Annotated in this window: 16 protein-coding genes; 8 read left to right on the top strand and 8 right to left on the bottom strand. The window is 40.9% G+C overall.

Going from position 1 to position 19,819, the window contains the following annotated elements; all coding sequences use genetic code 11:
• The first annotated feature begins 66 nt into the window (after window positions 1-66).
• Together SD427_RS15610 and dusB are read left to right on the top strand one after the other, a co-directional pair.
• Window positions 67-3,279, top strand: a complete 3,213-nt coding sequence (locus SD427_RS15610) for a hypothetical protein (RefSeq protein WP_320561050.1) — start codon at window positions 67-69, stop codon at window positions 3,277-3,279.
• Window positions 3,280-3,388: 109 nt separating this feature from the next.
• A complete protein-coding gene (dusB, locus tag SD427_RS15615; RefSeq protein WP_320558721.1) occupies window positions 3,389-4,390 on the top strand; it encodes a tRNA dihydrouridine synthase DusB in 1,002 nt (333 codons plus the stop codon).
• 55 nt (window positions 4,391-4,445) lie between these two features.
• On the opposite strand, the gene deoC is transcribed toward dusB, so the two are convergent.
• The 5 genes from deoC to SD427_RS15640 form a co-directional block, all read right to left on the bottom strand.
• Window positions 4,446-5,189, bottom strand: coding sequence for a deoxyribose-phosphate aldolase (gene deoC / locus SD427_RS15620; RefSeq protein ID WP_320558722.1), 744 nt, complete (start codon window positions 5,187-5,189; stop codon window positions 4,446-4,448).
• Window positions 5,190-5,197: 8 nt separating this feature from the next.
• Window positions 5,198-5,668 carry an Lrp/AsnC ligand binding domain-containing protein gene (locus SD427_RS15625; RefSeq protein ID WP_320558723.1) on the bottom strand — a complete coding sequence of 157 codons (471 nt, stop codon included), beginning with the start codon at window positions 5,666-5,668 and terminating at the stop codon, window positions 5,198-5,200.
• Window positions 5,669-5,695: 27 nt separating this feature from the next.
• Window positions 5,696-6,631: an endonuclease gene (locus tag SD427_RS15630; RefSeq protein ID WP_320558724.1), complete on the bottom strand. Its 936-nt coding sequence runs from the start codon at window positions 6,629-6,631 to the stop codon at window positions 5,696-5,698.
• A gap of 377 nt (window positions 6,632-7,008) precedes the next feature.
• The gene (gene trmD, locus SD427_RS15635) at window positions 7,009-7,680 is read right to left on the bottom strand and encodes a tRNA (guanosine(37)-N1)-methyltransferase TrmD (protein ID WP_320558725.1); all 672 of its coding nucleotides are present in this window, start codon (window positions 7,678-7,680) and stop codon (window positions 7,009-7,011) included.
• Window positions 7,677-8,939, bottom strand: a complete 1,263-nt coding sequence (locus tag SD427_RS15640) for an NAD(P)/FAD-dependent oxidoreductase (RefSeq protein ID WP_320558726.1) — start codon at window positions 8,937-8,939, stop codon at window positions 7,677-7,679. Before SD427_RS15640 ends, trmD begins: the two co-directional genes overlap by 4 nt.
• 65 nt (window positions 8,940-9,004) lie before the next feature.
• Here SD427_RS15640 and SD427_RS15645 point away from each other — a divergent pair, with 65 nt between their 5' ends.
• Complete coding sequence (locus SD427_RS15645; protein ID WP_320558727.1) at window positions 9,005-9,868, top strand: glycoside hydrolase family 25 protein; 864 nt, start codon at window positions 9,005-9,007, stop codon at window positions 9,866-9,868.
• A gap of 35 nt (window positions 9,869-9,903) precedes the next feature.
• On the opposite strand, the gene SD427_RS15650 is transcribed toward SD427_RS15645, so the two are convergent.
• Window positions 9,904-10,974: an 8-amino-7-oxononanoate synthase gene (locus tag SD427_RS15650; protein WP_320558728.1), complete on the bottom strand. Its 1,071-nt coding sequence runs from the start codon at window positions 10,972-10,974 to the stop codon at window positions 9,904-9,906.
• A gap of 210 nt (window positions 10,975-11,184) precedes the next feature.
• Here SD427_RS15650 and SD427_RS15655 point away from each other — a divergent pair, with 210 nt between their 5' ends.
• Window positions 11,185-13,080 carry an ABC-F family ATP-binding cassette domain-containing protein gene (locus tag SD427_RS15655; protein ID WP_320558729.1) on the top strand — a complete coding sequence of 632 codons (1,896 nt, stop codon included), beginning with the start codon at window positions 11,185-11,187 and terminating at the stop codon, window positions 13,078-13,080.
• Window positions 13,081-13,164: 84 nt separating this feature from the next.
• On the opposite strand, the gene SD427_RS15660 is transcribed toward SD427_RS15655, so the two are convergent.
• Window positions 13,165-14,229, bottom strand: a complete 1,065-nt coding sequence (locus SD427_RS15660) for a Gfo/Idh/MocA family oxidoreductase (protein ID WP_320558730.1) — start codon at window positions 14,227-14,229, stop codon at window positions 13,165-13,167.
• A gap of 165 nt (window positions 14,230-14,394) precedes the next feature.
• On the opposite strand from SD427_RS15660, the gene SD427_RS15665 reads away from it, so the two are divergent.
• From SD427_RS15665 to SD427_RS15675, 3 genes are all read left to right on the top strand, one after another.
• Window positions 14,395-16,686 carry a TonB-dependent receptor gene (locus tag SD427_RS15665; protein WP_320558731.1) on the top strand — a complete coding sequence of 764 codons (2,292 nt, stop codon included), beginning with the start codon at window positions 14,395-14,397 and terminating at the stop codon, window positions 16,684-16,686.
• A gap of 93 nt (window positions 16,687-16,779) precedes the next feature.
• Window positions 16,780-17,295, top strand: coding sequence for a PepSY domain-containing protein (locus SD427_RS15670; RefSeq protein ID WP_320558732.1), 516 nt, complete (start codon window positions 16,780-16,782; stop codon window positions 17,293-17,295).
• Between the two features lie 153 nt (window positions 17,296-17,448).
• On the top strand, window positions 17,449-18,042 hold the full coding sequence (locus SD427_RS15675) for a hypothetical protein (RefSeq protein ID WP_320558733.1): 594 nt from the start codon (window positions 17,449-17,451) through the stop codon (window positions 18,040-18,042).
• Between the two features lie 111 nt (window positions 18,043-18,153).
• Here SD427_RS15675 and SD427_RS15680 read toward each other — a convergent pair whose 3' ends face one another.
• Entirely contained in the window at window positions 18,154-18,789 is a 636-nt protein-coding gene (locus tag SD427_RS15680; protein WP_320558734.1) for a peroxiredoxin, read from the bottom strand.
• A 97-nt stretch (window positions 18,790-18,886) separates the two neighbouring features.
• Between SD427_RS15680 and SD427_RS15685 the strand changes: the two genes are divergently transcribed.
• Window positions 18,887-19,777 carry a mechanosensitive ion channel family protein gene (locus SD427_RS15685; protein WP_320558735.1) on the top strand — a complete coding sequence of 297 codons (891 nt, stop codon included), beginning with the start codon at window positions 18,887-18,889 and terminating at the stop codon, window positions 19,775-19,777.
• Window positions 19,778-19,819: the final 42 nt, after the last annotated feature.

Consider the following 19,819-nt stretch of genomic DNA (forward strand, 5'->3'; position numbering starts at 1 on the left):
TAGTTATTTTTACGGATTATTTTAAGAAGCTTGCGAAATTGTATCCTGATATTCGTTTTGTTTTTGATAGGCATATTTTCAGGAAATGCCCAGGTATTTACATGGAAAAATCCCAACCTTCCGCAGGACAGCCTTAAGCAGGATACCATTTACCAGGACAGCATCCTGGCGGCCAGGTTTGAGCAGGACATTTTCGCAAAAGACACCCTCGACTTTGTAAAAAACAGCAATAAGATCATTGTTGATGAAGCGGTTCTTGCCAGAAATGATAAAAAAAGATTTCTAGGGGAACTCAATTCCAAAGGATCGATTATCCGCGGGATTACTTTCGGGAACAATCAGGGGCAGTCGGTGCAGAGTTCAATGGACCTGCAGATTTCCGGAAGGCTTTCAAAGGACGTTACCATCCTGGCCAGTATTTCAGACCACAACCTGCCGATCCAGGCAGACGGATATACCCAGACGCTGGAGGAATTCGACAAAATTTACATGCAGCTTAATATCAAGGATAAATCCATCCTCAGGGCAGGGCACCTGGATCTGATCGAAGCCAAAAACTATTTTGCCAAATACCAGAGACGGAGCATGGGCCTGGAATTCCAGACAGAATTCGGGAAAGAGAACAAAACTTTTGTAGATGTCTCCATGGGCGTGGCAAGAAGTGAATTCCACAGGATCCGTTTCCAGGGAGTGGAAGGCAACCAGGGACCTTACCGTTTAACGGGTAAAAACGGTGAACAGTTTATCACCCTGATCTCCGGTTCCGAGCAGGTTTTTATTGACGGGATTTTAATGAAACGCGGAGAAAACCAGGATTATATCATTAATTACAATACGGGTGAAGTAACTTTTACCAGCTTCCGCCCTATTTTCCAGCAGAATTTTATTACCATTTCCTATAATTATACCAACAGGAACTACTCCAGATATCTGTTTACCGGGAAACTTGAGCATAAACGGGAAAAATTAAAGCTCGGGCTCAACTGGTTCATGGAAAATGACAATAAAAATGCACCGCTTGCTTTAAATCTCTCCGCAGAAGACCAGCAGATCCTTGCCGAAGCCGGAAATAACCCTAACCTGATGTATGCGCCTTCAGGAGTTATAGCGGAATATGACGTAAATAAAATCCTTTACAGGCTTGTGCAGAGCCCGGCAGGAAATTATTACGAATTTTCAACGGATGCCACCCAGACATTATATACGGTTTCCTATACTTATTTCGGAGCAAATCTCGGAGAATATAAAATTACCCAGACCACCAATAACGGACGTGTTTTCCAGTACGTAGGCCCGAATATGGGTGATTACCGGGCGGTAAGAAAACTGCCTTCACCGGAAAAATCACAGGTCTACTCGATGAATTCTGAGTACCTGCTGAAAGACGGAAAGATCGGGGCTGATATTTCCCTGAGCAATTATGATGTAAACCAGTTTTCATCAAAAGATTCGGACCAGAACATAGGCTATGCCTGGAGGGTTTTCGGGAACAAAACATTTACCCGGAATAACTGGAAAGGAACCCCGAATTTTGAATACCAGTATATCGACAGGCAGTTCCATATCTTGGACAGGATCAACGACGTGGAATTCTCCAGGGATTTCAACCTGGCCCAGGAATTCAGCGGAAGGACCCAAAACAGGCTCATTTTCAGTTTCCTCAATAAATGGAACAATAAATCAACACTGAACTACAGAATCAATTACCTTGATGAAGAAGACACGTATAAAGGGATTAAAAACGACCTTGATTTCGGATGGATCAGCGGTAAGTTATTTACGAAAGGAAGCTTATCTTACCTGAATACCAATGCCACCCTTCAGGATACCAAATTCATCAGAGGAGGTGTTTCAACTGAGTATACCGGCAAAAAAGGAAGCTGGGCCTTAGGCGGAAGCATGGAGCATAATGAAAAGAAATACAATGACACACAGCTGATGGATGTCACCAGTTTCAGCTGGAAAGAAGTTTTTGTGCAGAAGAAAATCGGTGACAGCACAAGAACCAAACTGCTGGCCAAAGTTTATATGCGTGACAATGACTCGGTCCGTGACAACAGGCTTCAGAGCATGAACAATATTTTAGGTTTTATGGCAGAAAGCCAGCTGATCAAAACTGAAAAAACAACTTTAAATGCGCTGTTGCACTATCGGAAATTCTTTTATCAGAACCAGGATGCCGACGTGTCCAGAAACAATGATTTTGTAGTCGGGAACATTCTTTACAACCAGCAGCTGTTCAGGAACGGGATGCGCCTCCAGGCTTTTTATGAACTTGGAAACGGACAGGAAGCTCAGCGTGAATTCCAGTATATTAAAGTGACGGACGGACAAGGGATTTACAAATGGACGGATTATAACGGCGACGGCGTTCAGCAGCTTGACGAGTTTGAAATCGCAGAATATTCGGATCTGGCACAATACATCAGGGTCTACACCAATTCCGTGAGGTATATCGCTTCCAATAAAAATAAAATCCAGCTCGCCTTATTTGTAAACCCTTCTATTGTATTCAATTCTGAGAATAAGTTTTTAAAGCGTTGGAATTTTAACGTCTCACTCAATTCCCAGAACTCTTTCTATAAAAAAGACAAGGTACTGGTATTGAATCCTTTTGAAAAAAGTGCTGACCAGATCCTTAAAAACCAGAATATTTTAGCATCGGTTCAGTTCAGTCCTACCGATAAGTCCGGATGGAACGGGAACTACCGTTTTATCTCGAATGATAACCTCATCAATGCCAATTTCAGCAATGAAGAGCGCGAGCAGGTATCGCATTTCTTAAATGTCGGTTACTGGTTTAATAAAGAATTCAGGATCGACTGGGAAAACTCAGTTCATGATATCCGGAATTCGTCCCAATTGTTTGTAACGAGGGATTACCGTTTAAACAATCTCGAAACCAAGCCGAAGGCTACCTATAAATTCACGGATGCCATCCAGGCTGAGCTTTCATCGGCCTTCAGGCAGAAAGACCGTGTGGACGGCGAAGAATTGTTAAAAGCTTTTGATGTTACCGGTACCATCCAGTGGGAACGAAGAAAAACATCCATCAGGGGGAACTTTTCATTCATCAACAATAATTTTAACGGTAATAATTTCAGTATTGTCGGAAACCAGATGCTGGACGGGCTGAAGCCCGGAAAAAACCAGGTATGGAGCGTTTTTATCCAGCAGGCCATTAATTCTTTCCTGCAGCTGAATTTAAATTACGAAGGAAGAAGTTCCGGGGAACGAACGATCCATATCGGAAGCATGCAGGTAAAAGCAAGCTTCTAATGCCATCTGCCTGAACAGCTTTGACTGCAAATTTCTGCTTTCAGGTTCATCCATCACATTAATAGACATTATCATATCTTCAAAGTTTAGAATTTTGTAAATTTGCACCATGATAAAAATTGGCAATATAGAACTGCCGGAATTTCCGCTTTTACTGGCACCAATGGAAGATGTAAGTGATCCGCCGTTCAGGAGATTATGTAAAATGCATGGTGCAGATATGATGTATTCGGAGTTTATCTCTTCCGAAGGCCTGATTCGTGATGCCATGAAAAGCAGGAAAAAACTTGATATTTTTGATTATGAAAGGCCTGTAGGCATCCAGATTTTCGGAGGTGACGAGGAAGCCATGGCTATGTCCGCAAGAATTGTGGAAACCGTGAATCCTGACCTTGTTGATATCAACTTCGGATGCCCTGTAAAAAAAGTGGTCTGCAAAGGCGCCGGCGCCGGAGTACTGAAAGATATTGATTTAATGGTCCGTCTGACAAAAGCAGTGGTAAGCTCAACGAGCCTGCCGGTAACCGTAAAAACCCGTCTGGGCTGGGACAGCACTTCCATCAACATTGATGAAGTGGCGGAACGTCTCCAGGAAACGGGAATCAAAGCACTGACCATCCATGCGAGAACCCGTGCCCAGATGTACAAAGGGGAAGCTGACTGGGAACATATTTCAAGGATTAAGCAGAACCCAAATATTGAAATTCCGATTTTCGGAAACGGCGATATCGATTCTCCTGAAAAAGCATTGGAATACAAACAGAAATACGCCTGTGACGGTATTATGATCGGGCGCGCTGCTATCGGTTATCCGTGGATTTTTAACGAGATTAAGCATTTCTTTAAAACAGGTGGGCACCTGCCTGCGCCAAAAATTGAAGACCGCCTTCTGGCCGTAAGGCAACATGCAGAATGGAGCGCGGAATGGAAAGGCGAAAAATTAGGCCTGATTGAAATGAGGCAGCATTACAGCAATTATTTCCGTGGGGTACCACACTTTAAAGATTTCAGGAAAAAATTCCTGGAGGTTTTTACTTTAGAGGAAATGGATGCCTTAATCAATGAAACCCAGGCGTTTTATTCAGATTATTTAGCCCGGCAAGAGGCATAAAAAATAAACCATCAGATGATCTGATGGTTTTGTTTTTTTCTTATTGCCATTTATTTCAATACCCTTCCGTTCCGGACTGATCTTTTATGAGAGCCAGTGCGGAGGAAGTCCCTATCCTTTTCACGCCCATACTGATCATTTTTTCTGCATCTTCAGGCGTTCTTACGCCTCCTGCTGCTTTTACAGAAAGTTTTCCGGCGTGGTCAAGCATAATTTTTATGCCTTCAAATGTTGCTCCGTTCGGCTTGCCGCCCTCTGTTTCATAAAAGCCCGTTGAGGATTTTATGAAAATTTCCGGCAGGTCATTTTCATTGAAGTCTGCCTCTGCCCAATCTGAAATATTCCGGGTGAGGTCAGCGATCTGTTCATCTGTAAGTGCAGCGATCTCAATGATCCATTTGGCCACTTTATGATGCTGTATACATAGTTGCGTGCACTGTATAAATTCTTCTTTTACCGTATGCAGGTCCCCGTTAAGATAAGCCGGATAATTGATGACAAAGTCCAGTTCATCTGCGCCGTCGGCAATGGCTCCGGAAGCTTCTGCAAGTTTGTCCTCCACAGAATAGGTTCCTTCATGAAAACCGATCACCGTTCCTACGATAACGTCAGCATTTTTCTCACGGATATATTCTTTAATTTCAGCCACGTAATCCGGACGGATCATTACGGCAAGAATTCCGTTATCAATAGCTTCCTGTGCTAATTCTTTATTTTTCTGTAGTGTTTCCTGATTTGAAAGCCCCGACTGTTGAGGTGTTTTCAAATAGGTTGAATCTAAATACTGAGCAATGTTCATACTGTTTGTTATACTTTCAGTTGTCTGTAAATTCCCTGTTCCAAAGATATGAAAGTTTCCGTTCTGGTCACGCCTTTCAGCTTCTGAAGTTTACTCAGGATCTGCATCAGGTGATCATTGTCTTTACAGAGTACTTTTAAAAAAATGGTATAATTTCCTGTGGTATAATGTGCTTCCACTACTTCATTAATGTCTTTTAGAGATTTTACCATATCCGGGTAATGACTTGGCTTATCAAGGAAAACACCTATGTAAGAAATAACTTTATATCCTATTTTTTTGGGGTTCAGAAATGAAATTGAATTTTCAATGACTCCTGCGTGTTCAAGCTTTTTAATTCTCTGATGCACTGCAGTGGTGGATATTCCGATATTTTTAGAGATATGGGCTAAAGATGTTTTGGCATTATCCATCAGCATGTAAATAATTTCCTTGTCAATGGAGTCTAGCTGATAGCTTGTGTCATCTGAATTTTTCATACTTTGTTTATGTTTTTTTTGTATTTATTATAAGTTTCTGAATCTCACAAAAACCGGAAAATGATCACTATAGCCTCCCAGGTACCGTGTGCCTGAATACGTCCGGAAAGGCCGACCTTCAAATTTCCTGTCCCTGCTGCTGATTTTTCCGGAGCTGAACACTTCAGCATCCTGAAAAGAAAGTGTTTTAACATTATTGAAAAATGACTTTGACAACATAATCTGGTCAAAGAGCAGTCCGGACCTGTAATGAAAAGCAGAATATTTCTTTTCTGAAAACAGCTGCTGGAAAGGATTCTCCAAAACCCTGTTATTCAGGTCATCATAGAGTATTTTCTTTACATTTTCATCATCCGGATTTTCATTGAAATCACCACACAGAATTACACTTATCTCATCATTGTCCATGATCTTCAAAATCCTTTTCCGCAATTCAGTAAGTATAAAGGCTCTTTTGGGAGCATTCATATCTTTTTCGCGCTGAGAAGGAAGGTGCGCAATAAAAATATCAATTTCCTTTTCTTTATATTTTACTTTTGAGTAAAGTACATCTCTGGTCGTTTCATGGTTTTGTATGCTTTTGTCCTCAGCTCCAAATAAAAAGGTAATGGCTTCTGAATGAATGATCTCAATCTTATTCCTGTCATACAGCAATGCCACATCTACATTCCTTCGATCCCGGGAGCTGTAATGTACGATTCCGTATTCAGAATTGAAAGGTTTCCGCTGCACAAGATCTTCCAGTACTTTCTTTCCGGAAACTTCGGAAAGCCCTATCATGAACGGCAGCATCCCATTATCTTCTTTTATTAACTGAAAAACATGTGCTATCCTGGAAAGTTTATTCTGATATTTTCTTTCATCCCAATTTCTCAAACCCGAATAGGTCGGATCTGATTTATGTTTCGGTTTGGGATCTGGTAAAAATAAATTTTCAACATTGTAAAAACTGAATAGCTCCATCAACAAGCTTTTCTAAAATTCATTAAAAATGATCATTTGATTCAGGATGTAAATTTATTATTTTATTTTATTCCCGATTAATATTTTCATAAAATTTTCAGGTTAATTTTATATTTACAGCGGTTGATTTGAAAGAAAATTTTAAGCCCTACCAAATATAAACGATTAACTTTTTTCACTTCATTAAAATAACGGAATTAAAACAAAAATAAACAATAATACAGATTGCTGTTTTTATAGAAATAACATATGTGAATCTACGTTTTTTTATGATATTTTTAAGTATAATTTAAAGTTAAAAAATTATTATCCCGATTTTGAATTATCATGGAAAATAAGTGTGTAAAATAGGGATAATAAGTACCATATATTGTTTTCTACAGGAGATCAGGACGCTTTTCCTGAGTAATCCTGACGGCTTCATCATGACGCCATTCCTCTATTTTCGGGAAGTTTCCGCTTAAAAGAATTCTGGGAACTTCAAGTCCCTTGTATACTTCCGGCCGGGTAAAAATCGGTGGTGAAAGAAGGTCATCCTGGAAACTGTCTGTTAAAGCGCTCTGCTCATCATTCAGAACGCCGGGAAGCAGCCGGATTACAGAATCTGCCAATACACATGCCGCCAGTTCACCTCCGGTAAGAACATAATCCCCGATGGAAATTTCCCTGGTAATATGCAGGTCCCTCACACGCTGGTCAATCCCTTTATAATGTCCGCAGAGGAAGATCAGATTATTTTTGATGGAAAGCGTATTGGCTATCTTTTGATTTAAGGTTACGCCATCCGGTGTCAGATAAATAACCTCGTCATATTCCCTTTGGGATTTCAGCCCGGTAATGCATTTATCTATGGGCTCTACCATCATTACCATTCCGGCCCCGCCGCCGTAAGGCTCATCATCAATCTGCCTGTGTTTGTTGACTGCCCAATCCCTAAGCTGGTGAAAATGCACTTCTGCCAGTCCCTTATCCATGGCTCTTTTTAAAATAGAAGTCCTGAACGGGCTCTCCATAAGCTCGGGAAGCACACTTATAATATCAATTCTCATTGTAATGTTTCGTTTTTCTTATTAGGCAAAATAATTAACCGCAGAGAGGAATCTTTATTGAAATAGCTCCACATCCAGTTAAAAAAGACAGCCAGCTTATTTCTTACACTTAAGATCAGCATTAAGTGGAGGAACATCCAGAAATACCATGCAAAAAGCCCCTGGAATTTAACAAATGGTAAATCTACTACCGCCCTGTGCTTACCGATGGTTGCCAGGGAACCCCTGTCTTCATATTCATATTCCTCCCAGCTATCGCTGCTTTTCTTTAAAATATTTTTACCTAATTTTTTCGCCTGGTTGATGGCTACATTGGCCACCTGCGGATGCCCCTGCGGATATTTAGGGGTTTCCATATAGGCAATATCCCCGATGGCAAAAACATTGTCATAGCCTTTTACCCTGTTGTACCGGTCTGTTATGTACCTGTTCCTGATCAGCTTTTCCTGAGGAAATCCCTCTACCACATTCCCCGTTACTCCGGCTGCCCAGATTACATTGTTGGAAGGGATGGTTTTTCCGCTCTTCATAAATACCTTATCGCCGTCATAATCCGTTACATATTCCTGACTGAGGAAAACAACGCCTAAATCTTTCAGGTACTGCTCAGATTTTTCCTGGGATTCCTTGCTCATTACGGCCAGCGGCTTTTCTGTAGAGCTTATGAGAATAATCTGAAGATGCTCAAAATTCATGTAGGGGTAATCTCTCGGAAGGATTTCTTTTTTCATTTCAGAAAAAGCCCCTGCCAGTTCTACGCCTGTCGGTCCGCTTCCTACGATTACGATATTCCAGTTGCCGTCGTCACTCCTGCTTTTCTCAATAATAAGCTTTTCAAAGGTCATCAGGACATGGTTTCTGATGCTGATGGCTTCCTGTGTATTCTTCATTGCGAAAGCACGGCTTTCAAGATCTTTGTTTCCGAAGAAATTGGTTTTACATCCGGTGGCGATGATCAGCTTGTCATAACTGAATTCTGCCTCATCTGTGATTACTTTATTACCGGCCGTATCAATGGATCTCACTTCCGTAAGGCGGAACTGGGTATTCCGGGAACGCTGAAAAATTTTCCTGAACGGAAAAGAAATATTGGAAGGCTCAATCCTTCCGCACGCTACCTGATAGAAAAGAGGCTGAAACATATGATGGTTTACCCGGTCTAAAACAAGTACTTTCTTGTTTTTATTATTCAGTGATTTCGCAAGCTGCAGCCCCGCAAAACCTCCTCCTATAATGATGATCTTTTCGCGTGTTTCCATAGTATACAAATTTACAGATTTTATTTAGCATTTGGCAGTGAAAAAAGTTAGTTTTGCAAAACTTTATGCCGCAGAAAAAGTACAGCAGGAAAACCGCCAGAAAGATTCATCAGAACCGCCGGAAAACTTACTTTTTCCGACGCAGCGTGATACTGGCTGTTCTTATGGTTGCACTCATCGGCACCGGGTTGTATCTGAAGCAGTCCGTAAGCTATTATTACGCACTGTACTTTAATCAATTCACCCACAAAAAGCTCAGCAACAGCGAGAATGAAACCCTAAGGATCCAGAAAATCCTGTCAGGCAACCTCGATAAAGCATACGGCTTTGATATTTCCCACTATCAGAATACGGAAGACATCAGCTGGGACAGCCTGAGCATAGGAAACAAAACCATTCCCCTGGAATTTGTCATCATGCGTGCCACAATGGGAAACCGGAATGCCGACAAACATTTCAGCGAATTCTGGCAACAGGCGAAAAAGCATGAGCTGATCCGCGGTGCCTATCATTTCTACCGGGCTGACGAAGATCCCGTTATCCAGGCCAATAATTTTCTGGAAAACGTAAAACTGGAAAGCGGAGACCTGCCTCCGATTCTGGATATTGAAAAAGTGCCGAAACGGAAAACTAATCAGAAATTAATTGAAGACCTGAAAATCTGGTGCCGTATAATAGAAGAAACCTATGGCAAAAAGCCGGTTATCTACACCTACTACCATTACTACAAAGATTTCCTGAAAGGCGAATTTGATGATTACCCGCTCTGGCTGGCCAATTATAATGATGTGCCGGCTCCTTCCCCCGAGGACAGCTGGAAATTCTGGCAGTTTACAGAAAACGGAATCGTTCACGGAATCAATACCAAAGTTGACCTGGATGTCTATAACGGGAGTGCATGGTCTTTACACAGGCTCACGCTGGATTAACTTCGAAGATCCGGACAGCAGTCAGCATTTGGTTATTATTTAAAAGGTTTTCTCTGAATCCACTCTGTTGTAGGAGCGACAGAGGAGAATATATGCTTCATAAAATAATTGATCAGGGGATTGCGGTGTCTCATCAGTCCGAAAATTTCAGTGGGTTCCGCTCCGATCGTTGATTTGATTTCCAAAGCGGTCCTTCCGAAAATGATCCTTGAAAAGCGGTTGCTGATGCCGAATTCCACCATATCCAGAAGCATATTCAGATACAGCTGATTTTCCTTCTGGCAGTTTTTGTCATAGCCTAAAAAATAGGTATCAATATCATCATTATTTAAGATCAATGTATAAAAGCCAATCAGCTTTTCACCTGAAAAGTATCCGAAGAACCTGAAGTTCTCCTCCAGGTTCTCCTTCATGCTTTCAAAATGGCCTTCTCCTAAGAAAAACGTATTGAAGGATGCGTTTTCAGCCACATTCTGATACAGAAGATGGATCTGTTTCCGGTAAACCTTTATTTGGTTAAGAGTTAATTCAGCTTTCTCAATACCGGACATCTTTTTCTTCGCCGACCTGGCCCTGGCCCTGTATTTTTTAGAAAAACTGTCCATATAATCCTCAAAGCCCGTCCAGCTTTCCCTAAGCTTAAGCATCATATTCGGCTGTACAGAAAACCTAAGGTATTTTCTGTAATTCTTACCCTGAAAATACGCCACAGAATTCGGTTGGTAATCTTTATAGATAATCAGAGAAGTTTTCCTGATTTCCTTCTGCATTTTCAACACGGCTTTATGGAGGAGGGGCATAATTTCTTCTACCGCCATCACGGAAGCATCAAAATAAAACCCGTTCTGTCCCGTCAGCATGTTATTCCCTAAAATCATCAGATCTTTACTGAACAGGCGCGCAAAGAAATTCCTGATATTATATAATGCTTCGTTTTTCTGAAAAGTCTGGTGACTGATAAAATTCAGGTATTGAAATAAGGCTCCGCCCACAAGCTGTCCGTCCCGGAAAAAAGCCATGAAATAACATTCCATGTTTTGAGGGCCGGAAGCATCTAAAACCTTAAAGTATTCTTCGGAAAGCATAATGTTATGGTTTCCTATCACAGAATTCCAGTTTTCCGGCAGATCAGAGGATGCAAGGTATATTTGTAAATGGTATGACATAAAGGGTACGCAAAAATAGCTTTATCTCGCGGATCTTTAAAATTATTTAACGCACGGAATGATCACAATGACAATCTTAAGATTTTTTCTTGCTACATTTTCGTACTTTTGCAGCTCAATTTAAGTTTCAAATCAAATCATTAAATTTCAATGAATTACGTTTCTGCAGAAAATCTCACCAAATCTTACGGCATCAAAGTTTTGTTTAAAAATATTTCCTTTCATGTGAATGAAGGCGATAAAATTGCCATCGTTGCCAAAAACGGGAGCGGAAAATCTACGCTCCTGAAAATTTTAATGGGAAAAGAAATTGCAGACAGCGGAACCGTGACTATCAATAAAGATATTCAGGTGGTATTATTCGATCAGGAAATTGATTTTGAATCTGACCTGACCATTGAAGAATTTATGATGACTTTAGATTCTGCCCCGATCAGGGCACTGAAAAACTATCATAAATCCCTGTTGTCAGACGATCATGATTTTATGGAACAGGCTTTGGCTGAAATGGAAATTCATAAAGCATGGGATCTTGAAAACGAGATGACCCAAATACTCTCTCAGCTGAAAATTACAGATCTTGATGCGAAAATGGGAATGCTTTCCGGCGGACAGATCAAACGTGTAGCCCTGGCAAAACTGCTAACGGAAACCAGAGCGGAACACCGCCACACTTTGCTCATTATGGATGAGCCTACCAACCACCTTGATGTGGAAATGGTAGAATGGCTTGAAAATTATCTGAATAAAGCTAAAATCACACTTCTTCTTGTAACACACGACCGTTATTTCCTGGATGCAGTTTGTGGAATTATATGGGAGATGGAAGATCAGAACCTGTATTTTCATAACGGGTCTTACGCAACGTATCTTGAAAACAAGATGATCCGTGAAGACAATATGAATTCGACGATCGATAAAGCCAACAACCTCTACAGAAAGGAACTGGAATGGATGCGGAGACAGCCCAAGGCAAGGACCACCAAATCAAAATCCAGGCAGGAGGACTTTTACGAAACTGAAAAAATAGCCAAAACCGACACCCGGAAAGAATCTCTTGAGCTTGATTTTGAAATGAAGAGGCTGGGCAACAAAATTCTTGAGCTGAAAGACATTTCTAAAAGTTATGGAGATAAATTATTGCTTAAAGATTTCAGTTATTCATTTCAACGGGGTGAGAAAGTAGGCATTGTAGGGAAAAACGGGGCAGGAAAATCAACTTTACTGAATATCATTCAAGGATTTGAACCGAAAGATTCCGGAGAAATTGAAACGGGAGAAACCATCAAATTCGGGTATTTTTCTCAGAAAGGACTTAAATACAAGGAAGATGAAAGAGTAATTGATTTCATCAAAGAAATTTCTGAAAACTTCCCTCTGGCCAACGGCAGAACCATTTCTGCATCACAGTTTTTAAGGTTATTCTTATTCGACGACCAAACGCAGTATTCTCCGATTTCTAAACTTTCGGGTGGCGAAAAAAGAAGGCTGCATCTGATGTACATCTTATACCAGAACCCAAACTTTCTGATTTTTGATGAGCCTACGAATGATTTGGACCTTCCGACATTGACGGTTCTGGAAAATTTTTTACTGAACTTTCAAGGAAGCCTGATTATCGTATCCCACGACAGGTATTTTATGGACCGGATTGTTGATCATATTCTGGCATTTGAAGGCGAAGGGAAAATCAAAGATTTTGTAGGGAATTTTTCGGAATACCGCGAAAATCTGAAGCTGGAAGAAAAGAATCCAAAACCTGCAGCCGTGCAAAAAGCTGAAATACCTGTTGCTGTTACTGATGCACCCATCGCAAAGCTACAGGATCCAAAGAAAAAGCTTTCTTTCAAGGAACAGCGTGAACTGGAAACGATTGAAAAACAAATCCCTGAATTTGAAGAAAAAAGAGCAGCCATATTAGAGCAGCTGAACAATGAAACTGATTACGATAAAATTTCAAAACTTTCTGCAGAACTTGAAACGCTTTCCGGAACACTGGAAAACCATGAGCTGAGATGGCTGGAGCTGCAGGAACTTATGGGATAAAAATTTATAAGTTATGAGTTATAAGTTGTAATTTCAGCAACTTATAACTTATAACTCTAAGCTTATAGCTTATAACTTCTTATATTACAGTTCAGGAAACTCAATGATCCGTCCTTGTCTTGCACTTTCCATGGCCGCATCAATAATCCTCATATTTTTGATGATTTCTTCTGCGGGAGAAGGCAGTGCATATCCGAAGACCATAAATTCGTACACCTGCTGATAATAGTTCATATAATTTCCGGGCTCGCTTGCAGTAAGCATGCGTTCTGTTTCTTTCTGATCGTTTAGAAAATTAAGGACCCCATCTGTTTCTTTTAACGGCAAAGTCCAGTCCTGACCGTATACAGGAACAGTGCCGGAAACCAGTTCGTTTTCCTGATTATCTGTCCTTTCCTGAAGGAAGCTTCCCTTTTCCCCGTGAACAGCATATGCGTAATGTGCCTCTTTGGTAAAAACAGAAGATTTTAAGCGTACCCTGAGGCTGTCGGGATAATATAAAATAATTTCAAAATAGTCATTGGCAAATTCCTGTCCCTTCATGGAAAATACATCGGCAAAAAGTTTTTCCGGAAACCCGAAGTACTGTACCGCCTGGTCTACCAGATGCGAACCCAGGTCATGCAGAGACCCTGAGCCTGCGGCTTCAGGATTTTCTTTATGGTCTTTTCCGCTGGGCTCTGTCCGGAACCTGTCAAAACGGATTTCCGCTTCCTTAAGCATGCCCAGATAGCCTTCGCTCATGATTTTCTGGACCTGCAGATAATCCCGGTCAAACCTCCTGTTTTGGTAAACACTGAGGAACAGCCCTTTTTCTTCGGCAAGCTGTACCAGTTCTTCCGCTTCGGATACATTGACGGTAAAAGGTTTTTCAACAATAACATTCTTTCCGGCTTCAAGTGCCATTCTGGTATACTGGAAATGGGTCTGAACCGGTGTATTGACTACCACCAGGTCGATATCTGCATTTTCCAGCATATCTTCTACCGAGCGGTAAATAACTGCATCCGGATATTTTTCTTTAGAATCCTCCCTGCTTCTTTCCACAATGGATGATAAAAAAAATCCCGGATGTTCTTTCAGGAATGGAGCGTGAAAAATCTTTCCGCTCATGCCAAAGGCGCAAAGCCCTGTTTTGATCAGTTGCATACAATTATTTTTAACAAAGTTATTGATAAAAGCCTGCAATCCATTCACCAAAGGCAAAGTAAAATTTCACAGCAGATGATAAATATCATTTATTAATTTTTATTAGTTCTAAATAATAATATACTTTTGTGCTTTATTTAAAACCACTCTAAATAACATGCACGAATGAAAAAAAATCTAATAGCCTTAGGATTGTTATTCACAGCCGTTTCTGTAGGTGCACAGATGAAAAACACTGATTCTGACACCATTAAGATCCAGACGATTGAAGATGTCAACCTTCACAAAACCGGCAACCCCAACAAAGCAAAGCCGTTATCTACAAAATCCAACCTTACGGTGATGGAAACACCGCAGCCCATAGCAATTGTTACCCATGAAATTATTGAGCAGCAGCAGGCCAAGCAGCTGAGTGATGTTTTGCAGAATGTGAATGGTATGTATGTTACTTCATCAAGGGGCAATTCCCAGGACAGCTTTGGAGGACGGGGTTTTATTTTAGGAAATGATAATATTTTCAAAAACGGATCAAGGGTTAACAGCGGTGTTTTTCCGGAGGTGACCGGACTGGAAAGAGTGGAAGTCCTGAAAGGTGCCAATGCCATGCTTTACGGAAATACTGCGGCAGGAGGTGTAATTAATATGATTACCAAAAAGCCCCGTTTCAACTTCGGAGGGAGCGTGGGGATGAATGCAGGCAGCTGGAACTCATACAAACCGACAGTGGATTTTTATGGTCCGTTATCTAAAAGCGTTGCATTCAGGGTAAACGGCACTTATGAATATGCCGAAAGTTTCAGAGATGTGGTACAGTCTGAAAAATATTACTTCAACCCGTCATTCGTCTTTAATTTAGGTCCGAAATCCCAATTGATCGTAGAGGCAGATTACCTTAAAAACAATTTTACCCCGGACTTTGGAATCGGGGCCATTACAAAAGAGGACGGCCTGACTTATGAACTCAATAAGCTTCTTCCGAGAAATGCCTATTTAGGAACGGACTGGCAGTTCCAGGATGTGGAACAAGTAACCACAAATGTTACGTTCAATCATCAGATTAATGATAAATGGACCCTGAATGCCACTGCATCCTATCAGAATTATACAAAAGATTATTTTTCTACAGAGCGTGTACAGTGGGGATATGATAAAAAGTTCCCTACCCGACTTTCATGGAACAGGCCGCTGAACAGAACCTATAACGAGCAGAACTATACTTCGGCACAGGTAAACCTTAACGGAGAATTCAATACAGGGAAAATCAACCATAAAGTATTAATCGGGACCGATGCCGATTACGGTGTGGCAGACGGTTATACCTATTATAACCCCGCTGACAATAAAACCTTCGGCAACGCCTATTTTTACGGAACCAACGGAGGTTCAGGCCTCCTATATCTTGATGATCCTTCTACCTGGGCCGGCGGGGCAATGCCTGATGCAGAAAAGCTGGAAAAAAACAGGGTCAATACAAGAAGAATCGGGGTGTATGCACAGGATTTTGTGAGCCTTACCAAAGAATTCAAAGTGATTGCCGGCTTACGTTGGTCATATATCGAAAATATGCCGACCATAAGGACAACTTTTAAAACTGTTGCAGCAGGAAAAGTTGATCCTAATTCTGTAACCAACAAAAAACTGGTAGACAATTCTTCATCATCAGACCAGGCTGTTTCGCCAAAAGTAGGCCTGGTGTATATGCCTGATGATAATTTCTCTGCCTTCGCCACCTATACCAATTCATTTGTCGCAAATGTCGGAAGACTGAGGGGCAGTGATGAAGGCCTGACACCTACAAATATTGACCAGTATGAAGTAGGTATTAAGAAAAACCTGTGGAACAGTGCTCTGGCCATCAATGTGACAGCATATCAGATCCTTTATAGGAATTATTACCAGAATGCCTTGGATGACAAAGGAAACCTTCTAGATACTACCGGCCTGATCAAAGATTTTGCAGGAAAAATGAGGAGCCGCGGAGTGGAACTTGATATTACAGGAAACCCGACGGAAAACTTATCCGTTATCGGAGGGTTCTCCTATAATAATTCCGTATATCTGGATACCCCTGAAAATTTCGGGTATGTAGAGGAACAGAGGCTTGTAAGGACACCTGCCACTACGGCCAATGCATCGGTATTCTATAAATTCACGAAATATGTTCCCGGATTAAAAGTGGGAGCCGGAGCTTATTTTATCGGAAAAAGATTAGCCGGATGGAATGATACCAAAACGGGAGCCAACAGTTTACAGGCCAGAAAAGGGGTAAGCAGGATTTTTGAACTGGAAGATTACACCACTGTTACCCTATCGGTAGGTTACGAATGGAAAAAATTCATGATCCAGGCAAGAGTAGGAAACTTATTTGATACGGAAAACTACAATGTTCATGAGAATTATTCCGTAAACCCGATTACGCCGCGAAATTATTACGTTACGCTGACTTACAAGCTGTAAAAAATTTAATATCAAAAATTTCTATAATCAAAGTGGGAATTGCATTTTTGCAGTTTCCACTTTTGAAATTTAAACAAACAACAACGATACGATATGGACAAGATCAAAGACACGAGAAGCTTTATGAGAATCACACACCGCTACCTGGGGTATTTCCTGGCAGGGATTATGGCCGTTTATGCTGTAAGCGGTGTTTTGCTGGTGTACCGGGATACCGATTTCCTGAAAAAAGAGAAAAAATATGAAAAGACAATCGGCAGAAACCTTTCTGAAAAAGAATTGGGAAAGGAACTGAAAATAAAAAATTTAGAAGTTGAGAAAACGGACGGATCTGTCCTGAAATTCAAGCAGGGAACATACAATGCTGCTACAGGAGAAGCTAAATATGCCAAGAAAGAGCTTCCGTTTGTATTGGATAAAATGACGAAGCTACATAAATCCCAGTCAAAAGATACGCTTTCCCCCTTAAATACTTTTTTTGGCGTTGCCCTTTTCTTTTTCGTGATTTCAAGTTTCTGGATGTTTAATCCTAAAACCAAAGCCTTTAAGCGCGGAATGATATTTACTGCTGCCGGGCTCGTAGCAGCGCTGATTATGCTTTTTATATAAAATCCTCTGCTGTGGGCTACCACAAAATTTCAGATAATAAGCATTGTTATTAGGTTCCTTCTTTTAAATTTCACTGTGGATGGAACATTCTGGCACATTTATTGTTTTTCTGATAGCACAAATAATTAAGCATTAAATATTAAATTATAAATTATGAAAAAGTTAATTTTATCAGGAATATTAGCCGTTGCAGGCTTAGCGACAACTGCTAATGCTCAAATCCAAAGAGGCAACTGGATGGTAGGAAGCAGCCTTTTATCCAGTAACTTCGGATTAAACACAGGTGGTGGATATAATATCGCAATCCAGCCGAAAGCAGCATATTTTATTGAAGATAACGTAGCTGTCGGAGGTTATGTAAATTTAGGAGTGAGCAAAGTAACCAACGGAAGCCCTACAAGATTTGACTATGCAGTAGGAGGCTTAGGCCGTTATTATCTTTCACCAGGTGAAAAAGGTGTGGATAACTTGTTAAACCACGGACGTTGGTTCTTCGAAGGAAATTTAGGTGTTGGAGGATCTTCTGTTGAAAACGGAAACTCTACCAGCGGTCTTGATTTCGGTGTTGGTCCTGGATATTCTTACTTTATTACGCCTAACATCGGTGTAGAAGGTTTGGTTAAATATGTAGGTCAGGCAGGATTCGGAAGCGAGGGTCTGAACTCTAATATTACATTCAACGTAGGTTTCAGTATCTTTATTCCTACTTCTAAAGGAAGAGATGTTGTAAACGACGTAAAACAATAAATCACTTCACACACATCATATCACGTATTACATTACATTAAAATCGCCGCAGAATTTCTGCGGCGATTTTCAAATTAAAACTAAACTATAAAAAATCAAATAATCTCATAATCATGTATTCGGCTGGGGTGTATACCTCAGGTACGGCTTTATTTCCGTAACCCCTTTAGGAAATATTCCCTTGGCATCTTCTGTAGAAATGGTAGGCGGCACAATAACATCATCGCCGTTTTCCCAGTTAGCGGGGGTTGCTACTTTATAGGAGTCGGCTAACTGAAGCGCATCCAGCACCCGCAGGATTTCATTAAAGTTTCTTCCGGTAGAAGCAGGATAAGTAATGATCAGCCTTACTTTTTTATCAGGGTCAATAATCAGGAGAGAGCGGACGGTTGCGGTTGCAGAAGCATTGGGATGAATAAAATCATACAGCTCAGAAACTTTCCTGTCTTTATCTGCAATGATAGGAAACTTCACTTCAGTATCCTGGGTTTCATTAATATCACGGATCCAGTTCTGATGGTCTTCTACCCCGTCTACACTTAAGGCTAAGACTTTCGTCCCTCTTTTATCAAATTCTGCGGTGAGCTTTGAAGTGTACCCCAGTTCGGTAGTGCACACCGGCGTATAGTCTGCAGGGTGTGAAAAGAGGATCCCCCAGGAATCTCCCAGGTAATCATAAAAACGGAGGTCTCCCAAAGACGTTTCTGCTTTGAAATCCGGTGCTGTATCTCCTAGTTTGATTGACATAATATTTTGTTCTTATTAGTCTACAAATTTAGTAGAGTTTTTGGAACTGGCAAAATTTTTGCTGAAAAATTATACCTTTCATTTAAAATTTATATTTATGGAGAAAAAAGGCCTAAGCTATATTGATGTTGTGTACAATGTCCTGGAGAACTGGTATGTGAAATTTGCACAAATTACCCCGAAACTGATTGTCGGCATTGCCGTATTTTCTTTGTTCCTGTTTACCAGCAAGTATTTGAGCCTTTTTGCCGTTAAGCTCTTTCATAAATTTTTCCCCAAAAGCAAAAAGGAAAGCTCTTTGGTTACCCTGATCAGTGTTTTCAGGTTCCTCATCATGATTATGGGGAGCTTTATTGCGCTTGAGATTATGGGATTCAGCGGATTTCTCTGGAAATTCATCGGAAGTCTGGGCGTGGCGGGGGTCATTGCCGGGGTTGCCCTGAAAGATCTGGTATCAAGTATATTTTCAGGGATGCTGATCGGGATTGATAAGGCATTTAAAGTCGGGGATTACATTTCGATCGGAAATAATTCCGGGACGGTCATGGAAATCGGTTTCTTGACGACAAAAATAATTACGGATGACGGGAAAAAAGTGTACATCCCGAACCAGGTTATTTTTAACGCTCCGTTTTCAAACATTACAGCCTCGCCACAACGGAAGATTTTTTTAAATTTCGAAATCCCTGCTGATGAGAACATCAGCAAAGCCCGTGAAGGTGTGATGGATGTCCTTAAAGATCTGGATCATGTAGACAAGCTGGATACTGCTGAGGTTATCTTCACCGATTTAAAACAGGGGGTATTTAATCTTCAGGTAAAATTCTGGATGGAACCGGGCGCCAACATGGGGTTCCTGAAGAATGACGCTTTCCTCAAAATAAAAGAACGTCTGGACAAAGATGGGATTCAGCTGGTCACCCCTACCAGCATAAGCATTGCCGGCGGAAATGCCGATGCACTTTTAAACAACAACCAGAATAATTAAAAATAAAAAATCAGCCTCATAACACGAGGCTGATTTTATTCA

Origin of the sequence: Chryseobacterium sp. JJR-5R, from assembly GCF_034047335.1 — a bacterium.
Lineage (GTDB): Bacteria > Bacteroidota > Bacteroidia > Flavobacteriales > Weeksellaceae > Chryseobacterium.